Origin of the sequence: Nitrincola nitratireducens, assembly GCF_000585235.1 — a bacterium.
GTDB lineage: Bacteria > Pseudomonadota > Gammaproteobacteria > Pseudomonadales > Balneatricaceae > Nitrincola > Nitrincola alkalisediminis.
In genome coordinates this window covers 100,195-112,430 of record NZ_AONB01000010.1, presented here as the reverse complement: position 1 = coordinate 112,430, position 12,236 = coordinate 100,195, and the positions used below count along the sequence as shown (strand labels likewise).

Annotated in this window: 11 protein-coding genes and 2 pseudogenes; 6 read left to right on the top strand and 7 right to left on the bottom strand. The window is 47.3% G+C overall.

The window, feature by feature from the left end:
* Nucleotides 1–92: 92 nt before the first annotated feature.
* The 4 genes from D791_RS10345 to D791_RS10330 form a co-directional block, all read right to left on the bottom strand.
* Entirely contained in the window at nt 93–1,475 is a 1,383-nt protein-coding gene (locus tag D791_RS10345) for a heavy metal sensor histidine kinase (protein ID WP_036511199.1), read from the bottom strand.
* Nucleotides 1,472–2,065: a heavy metal response regulator transcription factor gene (locus tag D791_RS10340; RefSeq protein WP_475096217.1), complete on the bottom strand. Its 594-nt coding sequence runs from the start codon at nt 2,063–2,065 to the stop codon at nt 1,472–1,474. The genes D791_RS10345 and D791_RS10340 overlap by 4 nt, the downstream gene beginning before the upstream one ends.
* An 88-nt stretch (nt 2,066–2,153) precedes the next feature.
* Nucleotides 2,154–2,579, bottom strand: coding sequence for a CopM family metallochaperone (copM, locus tag D791_RS10335; protein ID WP_036511275.1), 426 nt, complete (start codon nt 2,577–2,579; stop codon nt 2,154–2,156).
* Between the two features lie 85 nt (nt 2,580–2,664).
* Nucleotides 2,665–3,612, bottom strand: coding sequence for a GlxA family transcriptional regulator (locus D791_RS10330; protein WP_036511197.1), 948 nt, complete (start codon nt 3,610–3,612; stop codon nt 2,665–2,667).
* A 93-nt stretch (nt 3,613–3,705) separates the two neighbouring features.
* On the opposite strand from D791_RS10330, the gene D791_RS10325 reads away from it, so the two are divergent.
* The gene (locus D791_RS10325; RefSeq protein ID WP_036511194.1) at nt 3,706–4,257 is read left to right on the top strand and encodes a cysteine hydrolase family protein; all 552 of its coding nucleotides are present in this window, start codon (nt 3,706–3,708) and stop codon (nt 4,255–4,257) included.
* 607 nt (nt 4,258–4,864) lie between these two features.
* Entirely contained in the window at nt 4,865–6,139 is a 1,275-nt protein-coding gene (locus D791_RS10320) for a DUF3422 domain-containing protein (protein WP_036511191.1), read from the top strand.
* 22 nt (nt 6,140–6,161) lie between these two features.
* Here the strand turns inward: D791_RS10320 and D791_RS10315 are convergent, their stop codons facing one another.
* Both D791_RS10315 and D791_RS10310 read right to left on the bottom strand, forming a co-directional pair.
* A complete protein-coding gene (locus tag D791_RS10315) occupies nt 6,162–6,467 on the bottom strand; it encodes an MGMT family protein (protein ID WP_202806858.1) in 306 nt (101 codons plus the stop codon).
* A gap of 35 nt (nt 6,468–6,502) precedes the next feature.
* Nucleotides 6,503–7,918: an aminotransferase-like domain-containing protein gene (locus D791_RS10310; RefSeq protein WP_237748597.1), complete on the bottom strand. Its 1,416-nt coding sequence runs from the start codon at nt 7,916–7,918 to the stop codon at nt 6,503–6,505.
* 106 nt (nt 7,919–8,024) lie between these two features.
* Between D791_RS10310 and ccoG the strand changes: the two genes are divergently transcribed.
* Entirely contained in the window at nt 8,025–9,401 is a 1,377-nt protein-coding gene (gene ccoG, locus D791_RS10305) for a cytochrome c oxidase accessory protein CcoG (RefSeq protein WP_036511182.1), read from the top strand.
* A 69-nt stretch (nt 9,402–9,470) separates the two neighbouring features.
* On the opposite strand, the pseudogene D791_RS20935 reads toward ccoG, so the two are convergent.
* Nucleotides 9,471–9,803: pseudogene (locus D791_RS20935) on the bottom strand (transposase zinc-binding domain-containing protein); the annotation flags it as partial.
* 139 nt (nt 9,804–9,942) lie between these two features.
* Here D791_RS20935 and D791_RS19665 point away from each other — a divergent pair.
* From D791_RS19665 to darG, 3 genes and pseudogenes are all read left to right on the top strand, one after another.
* Nucleotides 9,943–10,526, top strand: a pseudogene (locus D791_RS19665) (DarT ssDNA thymidine ADP-ribosyltransferase family protein).
* Entirely contained in the window at nt 10,519–11,169 is a 651-nt protein-coding gene (gene darT / locus D791_RS10295) for a type II toxin-antitoxin system toxin DNA ADP-ribosyl transferase DarT (RefSeq protein ID WP_036511179.1), read from the top strand. The pseudogene D791_RS19665 and the gene darT overlap by 8 nt, the downstream one beginning before the upstream one ends.
* A complete protein-coding gene (gene darG, locus D791_RS10290) occupies nt 11,169–12,236 on the top strand; it encodes a type II toxin-antitoxin system antitoxin DNA ADP-ribosyl glycohydrolase DarG (RefSeq protein WP_036511176.1) in 1,068 nt (355 codons plus the stop codon). Before darT ends, darG begins: the two co-directional genes overlap by 1 nt.

Genomic DNA, 12,236 nt, shown 5'->3' with positions numbered 1-12,236 from the left:
CTCCAATTCGGTCATTAATTGAGCCAAGTCAACCTCATAGCCCCCAAGCAACCATCAATCCTACCCACCAATCGTCTCCGACCACGCACGTTTTACGCCAGAGGAATCCTTATCATAAAAGTAGTAAGTACCGGATTGGATTCAACAGAGATCTCTCCACCATGGGCCTCAACGATTGAACGAGTGATGGATAAGCCAAGTCCAGAACCATCACCATGTCTTGACCGTGAGGGATCAACTCGATAAAAACGATCAAAAATACGCGAAATTTGATCGGCAGGAATCGGCTCTCCTGGATTACTAATGGTCAAATTCACCCCGTTTTTTTGCTGATGAATGTTAATAGCTATATGTTCACCAGAGGGTGTGTGTCGAATAGCGTTGGACAGTAGATTCGACAAGGCCCGTCGCAACATCAAAGGCTCTCCCCTTACCCATCCCTCCCCTTCAAGTGTCAGTCGAAGCTGCTTTTCGTCAGCTAGCGCTTCATAAAACTCCAATAACGCGATCACTTCTCTATCCAGATGAACGGTTTTTAAGGGGGTTGGAAGCTCGCCATTATCGGTTTTAGCCAAAAACAACATATCCGCAATCATCCGGGCTAAGCGATCAAATTCCTCTAGGTTGGAGTGCAAGACTTCCCGGTATTCATCAGCAGACCTTATACGCGAGAGCGCTACTTGGGTCTCAGTCATTAAATTGGAAACGGGGGAGCGCAACTCATGTGCAATATCATCGGAAAACTCATTTAAGCGACGAAATGAAGCTTCCAAGCGCTCTAACATGCCATTAAAGGCTACTATTAACTCTTGCATTTCGGCAGGCGCATCATCAGTCGAAAGCCGTTCAGCCAAGCGCTTGGCAGAGAGTTGCCGGGCGGTTGAAGCAACCTTGCGTATCGGTGCCAATCCTTTATATGCCGCGAACCAACCCAATAACCCAGCAAGCAAGGTGGCCACACCAATACCCAAGCCTAAGTACAGCCTTAGCTGCTCCAGAAAATGAACATGGTGAGAGATATCTAACCCAATCAAAAGGTTGACTTCAGATGCGCCAGGGACTCCAGCTTTTAAAAGGATAGACTGACCAATATAATGACCGCCCCCCGCGGTATCCCATTTAAAAAAAGGGTCTAGAGAATTGTGCAGCTGAGTGTGTATATCACCGAACTTATCCGCGTTTAAGGTATATTGCCATGATGTTTGTGGCAGAGTGATCAACAGCGCGACCGTGTCATGACCTACAAACGCATCATCGATCCGAAGAGGCAATCCCTTAAGGTCATCTTTTGAATGAATGTGGCCCCACAAGGTTTCAACCTGAACTCGTTTTGCTGACAGGTCGTGAAGATCCAACTCATCAAAATGAGCTGAGACACTGCGATCAATAAATATCGCCACGAACACTAAGAAAGCACAGGCCATGGAGGCAAAAAGCAGCGCTAATCGAGCCGTAAGAGACAGCGTTTTTCTCACACTTCGTCTACCTCGATAACGTACCCCATCCCCCTGACGGTGCGAATAAGTTTTGGCTCATAGGCCTCATCCACTTTGGCACGCAAACGACGCACAGCGACATCAATAACATTGGTGTCGCTGTCGAAATTCATATCCCATACTTGAGACGCAATCAGTGAACGAGAAAGCACTTCTCCTCTACGTCTGAGTAACAACTCCAGTAAACTAAATTCCTTTGCCGTTAAATCGATTCTCTGCCCGCTTCGAGTCACGCGCCGCTTGATAATATCGAGTTCCAAATCAGCAATGTATAAATTTTCGATAGGTTTACTTTTACCACGACGTGCCAGACTTCGAATGCGAGCGAGCAGTTCAGAAAACGCAAAGGGTTTGATTAAATAGTCATCTGCGCCCATTTCCAGCCCTTGTACGCGATCCTCGACCCTATCTCTTGCAGTTAGAAATAGGATCGGGATGTCCTGTTCGGCCCGGCGCACAGCTTGAAGAATGCCCCAACCATCAATACCAGGCAACATAACATCGAGCACTAACAGGTCATACTCGCCAGTCAGTGCTAAATGCATTCCGTCGATGCCATCACGTGCCAAATCAACAACAAACCCGGCCTCACTCAAGCTTGGCGAAGATAGTCGCCGGTTTTGTGTTCATCTTCGACGATCAGAATTTTCATGCTGCTTAATCAAGGCCTCTTTCTGCAAGCCAGCGGCGCATCATCTCAATTTCCTCCACTTGTGCTTCGATCACCGCCTCTGCTAGAGCACGGATTTCAGAATCGCTGCCATGTTCCAACACCACCTTAGCCATCTCGACTGCGCCTTCGTGATGGGGGATCATACCACGAACAAAATCAACATCGGCATCACCCGTAAACTCGATACTCATAGCGGAATGCATTTGATCATTAATTGCTTGATAAGCCGCCACTGAAGCGGGTATTTCCGCATGAGCGGCACTATTGCTGCTATGCTGTTCGTGCTTGTTATGATGCCCTTGATGTCCTTGATGTCCTTGATGCCCAGCGGATTGATGATTACCGGCAAAGGCATAAAATGCAGCACCTGATGCCACCAATAAGCTGCTTAGTATAATTGCTTTACGCATGATGTCTTCCTCATTTGCTTGCTTTATACTCATCTTAGTCGCCGCTCTCTTTCAGACACATGACAGCAAAATTACATTTTTGTCATTAAATACCAAACCTTTCCCGATATTGGCTAGGTGTTAGCCCTGTCTGTTTATGAAACATCTTACGAAAAGCGCTCACATCTTCGTATCCCACTTCCCACGCCACACGCTCGACCGTTACTCGACTGTTCTCAAGCGCCTCGCGAGCTTTAAGCAACCGCTGTTGCTGCAGATACTCCGTGGGACGAAAGCCAGTGGCTCGGTGAAAGCGTCGCATAAACGTGCGCTCCGTCAGGCCAGCTAGCTCCGCCATTTCTCGGGTAGATTGTTTGTGTCGATACTCTTTATGTAAATGATGCTGCACTCTCAGAACCGACGCATCTCCGTGCAACATCAATGGCATGAATGAACGGTAATAGCTTTGCTGACGCGACCCAGTATCCACCACCAGAAAGCGTCCCAATGCTTGGACGACTGAAGGCGGAACATAACGCCCAATTAAATGCAGTGCCAGATCAATCCAAGCCATCACACCACCTGCGGTCACCAGATCCGAGTCTGACAAGAGCAGAGCATTGGTATCTAGATCGATCTCGGGGTAGTGATAACGAAAAACACCTTCCAGTTGCCAGTGGGTTGTCGCTTTGCGCCCATCCAACAGACCCGCTTGTGCCAGCAGAAAAGCACCCGCGCAGGCGGAACAGATCATAGCCCCCTGCCGATGCCAGTCTTGCAGAAACGAGCAAACCAACGGTTGAGGTTCAAGGTAGGCCTGCCCTTCCAGTATCGGTGGCACAATGACTAACGACGGCGAAGACTCCATCTCATCCAAGGGTAACAATTGCCCCTGCTCAAGTTTCCAACAGACAACCTTAAACTGAAGATCAGGCGCCTGCTGCAATTGAGCCAACATGCGGTTAGCAGACATGAATAGGTCGATCAAACCGTGGACTGCGGAAAGTGCAGTACCCGGCACCATGAGTATAGCGACAAGTATAGTCTTAGACATGTCAGTTTTAGCCTTGTTAATGTCAGTTTTGCCACCCGAACAGGGTAACAGGAAAGGCTATGATGAGCGACAACCCTTTAACAGGAGAAAAGCATGAGTAAAACAGCACTGATCATCGTCGATATGCAGAAGGATTATTTTCCCGGTGGCAAGTGGATTCTGGAGGGCGTAGAAGCAGCGGCCATTAATGCCGCTCGAGTATTGGCTGACTTTCGCGAGCGTGGACTGCCAGTCATCCATGTGCGTCATGAATTCCCATCCAGCGATGCACCCTTTTTTGTGCCTGGCAGCGAAGGCGCTAACATCCATCAAAGCCTGCAGCCTGCGGATGGTGAGTTCCAAATTTTGAAAAATGAGGTCAACAGCTTCAAGGGCACTGAGCTGCACGCGCTGCTTCAGCGAGAGGACATTACTCGCCTAGTGATCACGGGTGCCATGAGCCATATCTGTATCGATGCCATCACGCGCGCCGCTTCTGATTTAGGTTACAGCAACACCCTTATACACGACGCCTGCGCTACACTCAGTGTTGAGTTCAATGGTGTGCATGTTCCAGCGCCTCAAGTGCATGCTGCCTTTATGGCTGCACTGGCCTTCGCCTATGCTGAGGTCGTTAGCACCGACACATTCTTGTCGGCTCAGTAATCATCTTCGTGCATCGCTCGCTCCTACTCTGGGGGCGAGCAACCCGATACTCAGCAAGAGCTACGGTGGCCCTCCAATTCAAAACTAAACTGGTTGGGACTTTCAGATGTGTACTCGACGATCTCATTATCAGCTCACCGACATGAGACATTGTGACAAAAAATTGGCGATAGATCTCGTGCATGATACTGATTGAGTTTGAGCAGATAACATATGAATTACACCCTATCCTTGTCCATTTAATGTCTATTGATAAAAATCTATTACTCCAATGGTGATCGGCATATTCCACTAATTAAATTTAGATTGATTAGGGAAATACCATATGCATGGTACTTATAATAAAAAACAGGAATATCCATCACTCAAAGCATATTTGATCGAGATCGCTATGCACCGAAAACACGCAAACATCATTAAAAAAGTGCTAATAAAGGATTTGATTGACGAGCCTTTCCACGCCGCAATACAAACATTTTCGCAATTTAAATAATTTGTCATCCATTTTTACTAGTCTTAGTAAACTAAAGTCAACTGGCACACAAACTGCAATCTTCCCAAACAACTCACAATACATACAGTCTTCTTAGCCACAAAGAGGTGTGCAATGGAAAGTCTATCGAGTCGCAGTCACCCATTGCGAGATGTCCTAGATAAAGAGCTTCAACAACGGACGTTCCCACCCATCAGCACTCCCTGTAGCCTCTGCCACTTTACCCTAACAGTCGACCCCGCCTCGCGGGCGTTGGAATTACAGCTGATGCAACAACTCTCAGCACAATTGGGCCAAGTCCTTGCTGACACAGCACAGGATATAACCCTACCACTTTATGGCCAATGGCTGCGCTGGGAACGTCACGGTGAGTTTTCGAGTTATACATTTATTCGTACAGGTGCGAACCAACCCTGGTTTGATGACCCATTGGATTTTTTACCTGCCCGCGATTGGTTTAACGGCATTCCCGGTCAAATTTTTCGCATTATTCAGCTCACCGTACTCCCTGAAGAACAATCCCTGCCTGATGCCGAAATAGCCATGCTCTTTAATCCTGAGAACTGCATTAGTAGCCATCTGGCCGCGGGTAAAGCACGGATCTGGACTGACTTTCAAAAGCACGCTGAGGGCGCCGGCCGAATGCTGCTGATCAATAAGGGATTATCGGCTTCGGCCTTGGGACGTTTGGCGCAGCAGTTATTCGACTTAGGCAACTACCGAAAATTATCGTTACTGGGCTGGCCCGTGTCACGGCAAAGCTTGCTCAAGCTCAATCAATTAGAACAAGATCTTGCGTGTTTAACGCAGCGAATTGAACAAGAGCCCCACAATGACGAGCAGTTACTCAATGAGATCACTCAACTGGCCGCCGCGACGGAACGATTAATTGCTGAAAATAACTCGCGCTTGCAAGCAACCGCCGCTTATTATCAGCTGACATTGGATCGTTTAAAAGCACTGGAAGAACAAGCGATTGATGATCAGCTTTCACTGCAAGACTTCACCGCACGTCGACTGACTCCAGCCTTTCGTACCAGTGAATCCGTGCAATTCCGGCAAAACAGTTTATCAGGGCGATTGGGCCGCTCCACTGAACTCCTCAGGACGCGTATTAATCTAAAACTGGAGCAGCAAAACCAACAGTTACTGCTCTCAATGGAGCAAAAGGCGAAGTTACAGTTAAAATTACAACAAATGGTCGAAGGCTTCTCATTTGTTGCTATTAGCTATTATGCAATACAAGTTGGACATAAAATGTTAGATGCTTTGGCCTATTGGCTTCCGGGGATTAACTTACCTTTATGGCAGGCCGTGAGCGTTCCCGTTCTGGTGTCAGGTGTTGTTATCTTATTAAACTGGCTCAGTCGGCGGGTCAAAAAACACTAACATTCAGACGCTAACGGCCCTATTAACTCGACTGTAAAACACGACGCACTTTGCTTCCGTCCAAACGCCAGCCTTCGGCTTCTAAGCGCGCTTTTTGCTGAGCAAAACTGGCTGACTCTGGAGGAAAAGACAGGCGTCCTTGAGCATTAATCACCCGGTGCCAAGGCAGTTGCGAATCGTCCGGTAATTGCTTTAAAACAGCGCCCACATAACGTGCATGGCCAGGGTAACCGCAGAGTCTTGCAATCTGACCATAACTCATCACTTCCCCCTCAGGTATCGAATACACCACTTGCCAAATAATATCTTTGAGGGTCTGTGACGGCATACTCACCTCTTTCATTCACCGATTAATAAGGACGCTCATTTAAACAAGAGCGTTTTCAGTCGCGCAAGCGCCTGTAGGCGCTGTTTATTCCAAGGATGAGCAAAACTTAATCGTAAACAATTGGCATAACGTCCCGATATAGAAAAGAGTGGTCCAGGTGTGATCACAATTCCCTGACGCAAAGCCTCCGAATAGGCATTCAGTGTATTCACGGCCTCCGGTAACTCTAACCAGATGGATAACCCGCCCAGCGGACGACTGATTGTCATCGGCTGAATGGGCCACTCATTTAAAGACATCATTAATTGATCTCGCCGCCTTTGCAAGACTTGACGCTGACGTCGAAGATGAGCCGCAAACCCTCCTTCCGCCATAAAATGTGCAACCCCTTGCTGTAAAAAGCGACTGTTGGCCAGCTGTGTCACAACCTTGAGCTGTTGTATCTGTTGATGCCAACGCCCTCCACAAATCCAGCCTATTCGCAAATCACGCGATACACTTTTCGAAAATGAACTGCATAAAATCACACGCCCCGACGTATCTAAGGCTTTTAAGGGGGCTGGAATCTCACCCAATGCTGTGTCAGCATAGATATCATCTTCAATCACAACCAAATCATGACGCTCTGCTAAGTCCAACAATCTACGCTGTCTGTCGATAGGCATGAGCGCACCACTGGGCGTCGAGAAGGCTGGAGCAACCACACAGGCACGAATAGGCCAACGTTGCAGCATCGTCTCCAACGCTTCCATATCCATACCATGATTGACAGAGCTGGGCACCTCAATCACCTGCAACCCCAATGTCTCCAGCAATTGCAACACGCCATAAAAGCCTGGAGACTCCACCGCCACAATATCACCCGGCTGGCAACTGGCCATCAAGGCTAAAAATAACCCCTGCTGTGTTCCAGATGTAATGCAGAGTTCATCACTTTCCACTCGCCAGCCACGCCGCGCTTGATGAATCGACAATTGAGATCGTAACCCCGCATCACCCGCTGGCGAGTCATAATACTGACTTTCCTGAGTGTTTTGTTGCCGTAGCGCGCGGGCAATCGACCGATTTAATGTGCGAATTCCCGGTGATTCCTCCAGCGTTGGGCTTGATGGCAATAGATCAAATGCGGCACTGCGCTGCATAATATCCAGAAACAGATCACTCACATTTGCCAAACGCGGCACATCGAGTATGTTATGAGACTGAGCTGCCTTGGGAGGGTTGACATGATAGGTGACAAAATACCCGGACTTAGGTCGTGCCTCTATCCATCCTTGTGCCTCTAAATGCATCAGCGCATGCAACACTGTCGCCTTAGACACCTGATGAAGCTGGCATAAACGACGAATAGAGGGCAGTTTTTCTCCCAAGCGCCAGCGCTTCTGTTCAATCCCTTCAAACAACCAAGCCTCGACTTGTTGATAACGATAGCGCAAAGGAGAACGTGACACGGGCAAGCCCCTCATCTGTACCTATAAATATTAATTTATTTATACCTGATATGGACAGATAGGCAAGTGTATTCTGCATCCAATTAAACTGTTCGGATGTGCCGCCATGGATAAAATCCACGCTGTTCAAATCAATACGCCCAGCTATGCCAAGGATGGAAAGCTCCATGTTCGCCTCACGAAGGGCTATTTTCAGAATGTGCGACGCCTGACCAGCTGGCCGTTAATTGTGCTGTTTTTTTTAGTTGTCTGGTTAGAGTGGGAAGGAACGCCATTGCTGCTTTTTTCGTTCGAGCAGCGTCAGATACTTTTTTTTGGAACTCAACTCTCGTGGCATGACTTACCATTATTAGCGGGAATCATGATTGCAGGTGCCAGTTTGCTGTTCTTCGCCGCTGTGGCGTGGGGGCGTGTTTGGTGTGGATTTGCCTGCCCACAAAGCATCTGGACCTGGATTTTTATTCGGATCGAAGATTGGATAGAAGGACCCGCTCAGCAGCGTTCGCGCCGCGAAAAACGCGCACTCACCCTGAATGACTCTCTTAGACGCATCACCAAGCATCTGCTATGGATAGGTGTCGCTAGCCTAACCTCTATCACCTTCACAGGTTACTTTATTCCTATTCGTGATTTAGTCAGCCCTGACGTATTTCAATCATCAACGACCTTAGGTTGGCTGATCATCATGGCCACATTAACCTATTTGAATGCGGGCTTAGTCCGCGAAAAAATTTGTTTACATGCCTGTCCTTATTCACGCTTCCAGGCGGTAATGTTTGATCAGCACACACGAACCGTAACCTATGATATTGAACGCGGGGAACCTAGAGGCAAACGCCGTCAAGTGGAAGCTCTACAAGATCCCATTGGGGATTGTGTTGACTGTGGAATCTGCGTGCAGGTTTGTCCTACGGGGGTTGATATTCGTGAAGGGTTGCAAGCAGCCTGCATTGACTGTGCGGCCTGCATTGATGCGTGTGACAGTGTCATGCAAACCTTAGAGCGACCCAAAGGACTCATTCGTTTTGCGTCAGAAGTCCAACTGCAAAAGCAGCCATCCCCCCTGATTCGCCCTCGACTCGTTGGCTATGGTGCAGTTATGTTGGTTGCGATGAGTGCGGTACTATTGGGCTTTTCTACCAAAGAAAACCTGCGAGTTGATATTGCCCGTGATCGAGGCCCCTTATTCATGCAGCTTGATGAGCGTACCTTCTGTAATCTTTACAATGTGAAGGTTGAACGTTTTCATCCCGATTTACGCAACGTCAGTATTCGCCTGACGGACCCCACCTTATTTGAACTTTTTGGCCCCACTCAGTTGGACTTAACAGACCAAAATGCACAGTGGATCGCCTATCGAGTGTGTTCAGATCAAATCAGCTCACCACGAGCTGAGGTTGGCTTTCTGGTTGAAGGACATGGAATGAGTCGGCAATTAAATACATCCTTTTTCACCCGTTCACTTGATTTTCAAAACCATTAAGCAACACTTGAAAGGCACTGTACACTTACGACTGCGACTACTGTCGGCCCGATACAAAACGTCTTAGCCGACCAGTAGTGCCGCATTTTCTGCCTTACGTCTGGCACTACGTCTGGGGCAAAAGCTGCGCCGTTTACAGCTGAAGGCGGCCACACTCTCGTGATGGAAATCCTCTCAGCATATGCGTAAGAAACCATACTCTAGGCGGCCACACTGGAAAAATATTCGAATTCCTGCTGAATATAGCGGGGGAGATGTTGCCCCTTTGCCTCTAGCAAGACTTTGAAAGCTGGATAGTGCGCTCAATCAGTGTTAGAGAAGCGTTTGCTCGGGTTGGTGACGTTCGTAACCCTTTGTTTAAGTGAGCGATTGGCTCGCCTTGGCGTTCTTTATCAGTGACATGGGTATCTTCCGCTGATAGTATGTTTGGTTACTAGATGGTTGACTGGATAGTTCGACTAAGTGAAAGGAGTGCATAAATGAGTAACCTAGACCAGTGCGAGTGCGTCAGTCAAAATCGTATTGTTCAGTGGGGGTACTGATGCCGCAAAATGGAAAACTGCTTTATCACTTAACGGCATTGGATAATCTGGAATCAATTCTCCAAAACGGATTGCAATCTCGCGCAGCTTTACAAGAAAATAAGTTTGAAGATGTCGCGGATAGCGAGATTTTAAAATCGCGCCAACAGCATGGCTTAGATCAGTTCGTCCCGTTTCATTTTTTTGCAAAAATCCTTTTGATTATGGTGTTCAGAGAACTCATCATGATAAGAATTTTGTGCTGGTAACGGTGCATCGAACGGTCGCGCAAGCAAATAAATGGAAGGTTATAGCAAGGCACCCTTTAGCCGAAGAGGGTTATGAAATTTTTGATTATGATGACGGAATTGCTGTAATAGATTGGGCGCTGATTGCAAAAAGAGACTACAACGACCGAGCATGCAAAGTTGCTTGTATGGCTGAGTGTTTATCTCCAAGCACTGTACCTGCTGAAAAAATATTTAGTGTATATGTGAAGACTGAGGCAGCTAGGGTAGTTGTAAAGGATTGGGCTGATAAGTATAAGGTTGTGCGTCACATCAATCTGCAGAGCCACATGTTTGCGGGTGAAGTGAATGTATGACTATAGTAAAACCCTCAACCCTCAAAAAGCCCTGATCTGGCGTATTGTTCATCGCGATAATATCCCCTGGATTTTGGATAATGGCCTACACTGTGGGAATAGTAGCGTGCAGGCGCCCAATTGGGTGCATATTGGTAACCCTGAGTTGATTGATAAGCGTGCAGCCCATCTTGTACCTGTCGGATTAGGTGGCTTTTTGAGTGATTATGTACCGTTTTATTTCACCCCTTTTTCACCGATGATGAAAAACATCCATAGTGGTTATGGTGGCATTCGGCAGCGTCAGAACGATGAAATTGTAATTCTGGTGTCTAACCTCTATCGGGCCCGGGAGTTGGGTTTACCTTTTGTATTCTCTGATGGCCATGCCTATTATGCATGGTCTAATTTTTATACGGACTTGATCGATTTAGACAAAATCGACTGGCGTATCATTCAGTCGCGAGACTTCAGGCGTGACCCTGACGATCCGGCAAAATTTGAGCGTTATCAGGCTGAGGCGTTGGTGCATAAGCATTGTCCTGTCCATGCGTTGGCAGGAATGGTTTGTTACACTGAAAGTACGAAAAGTAAACTGGATGGATGGCTGCAAGAGCGCGGTTTAACCATGCCAGTGTTTGCAAGAGCAAGGTGGTATTTCTAATGATTCATTACACACAAGGCAACTTGCTAGAAGCCGACGTCGATGCATTGGTTAATACCGTGAATACCGTCGGAGTAATGGGCAAAGGTATCGCGCTGATGTTCAAAGAGCGCTTTCCTAACAACACGCAGGCCTATGCCAAAGCATGTAAAGCTGGTGAAGTGTTTACTGGTAAGATGTTTGTCACAGAGACTGGTGAATTGATGGGGCCAAAGTGGATCATCAACTTTCCCACCAAACAGCATTGGCGCGCCAACTCCAAAATGGAGTGGGTAGAAGAAGGACTAAAAGACTTACGCAATTTCATTGCTGAATCCCGTGTTAAATCCATCGCCATCCCACCCTTGGGTGCAGGCAATGGTGGTCTAGCCTGGCAAGAAGTGAAGCCGAAAATTGAACTTATGTTGGCTGATTTGGCTGATGTTGAAATTTGGGTATTCGAGCCGACTGAAAAATATCAAAACGTCGCAAAGAAAGTAGGCGTAAAGAAGTTAACGCCTGCACGAGCTATGGTTGCTGAACTTGTCAGGCGATATTGGATTTTGGGTATGGAATGTAGTCTGTTAGAAATCCAAAAGCTGGCCTGGTTCTTACAGCGTGTAATTGAAGCGCAAGGCCTTAAAAACGAGTTAAAGCTCAATTTCGAAGCCAGAAATTATGGCCCTTATGCCAATAATCTAGAACACTTGTTAAATGCGTTGGACGGTAGCTACTTAAAATCTGACAAGCGTATTCCCGATAGCGACCCTATGGATGTGATCGCCTTTAATGATGCTCAAAAGCAGCAAGTTGAAGTTTATCTCAATAGTGAAGGTAAAGACTTTTTACCTGCATTGGAAAAGGCTAGCGAGATGATTGACGGCTTTGAGTCTCCCTTTGGCATGGAGTTGCTTTCCACTGTTGATTGGTTATTAGTGAAAGAAGGCTGTCAGCCTACACTAGCTTCGATTAAAACTGGCCTCGTTAACTGGCCAGCAGGTAAGAAATGGGCTGATAGAAAGCTTAAATTGTTTGATGATAAGAGCCTACAAATTGCAATAGATCGTTTGCAACTAGTTTCACTATAA

What these genes read in the sequence shown, in the direction of transcription:
- copM (WP_036511275.1), bottom strand. Translation starts at nt 2,579, where the DNA reads ATGCGTAAAGCAATTATACTAAGCAGCTTATTGGTGGCATCAGGTGCT.
- D791_RS10330 (WP_036511197.1), bottom strand. Translation starts at nt 3,612, where the DNA reads ATGTCTAAGACTATACTTGTCGCTATACTCATGGTGCCGGGTACTGCA.
- D791_RS10325 (WP_036511194.1), top strand. Translation starts at nt 3,706, where the DNA reads ATGAGTAAAACAGCACTGATCATCGTCGATATGCAGAAGGATTATTTT.
- D791_RS10320 (WP_036511191.1), top strand. Translation starts at nt 4,865, where the DNA reads ATGGAAAGTCTATCGAGTCGCAGTCACCCATTGCGAGATGTCCTAGAT.
- D791_RS10315 (WP_202806858.1), bottom strand. Translation starts at nt 6,467, where the DNA reads ATGCCGTCACAGACCCTCAAAGATATTATTTGGCAAGTGGTGTATTCG.
- ccoG (WP_036511182.1), top strand. Translation starts at nt 8,025, where the DNA reads ATGGATAAAATCCACGCTGTTCAAATCAATACGCCCAGCTATGCCAAG.
- darT (WP_036511179.1), top strand. Translation starts at nt 10,519, where the DNA reads ATGTATGACTATAGTAAAACCCTCAACCCTCAAAAAGCCCTGATCTGG.
- darG (WP_036511176.1), top strand. Translation starts at nt 11,169, where the DNA reads ATGATTCATTACACACAAGGCAACTTGCTAGAAGCCGACGTCGATGCA.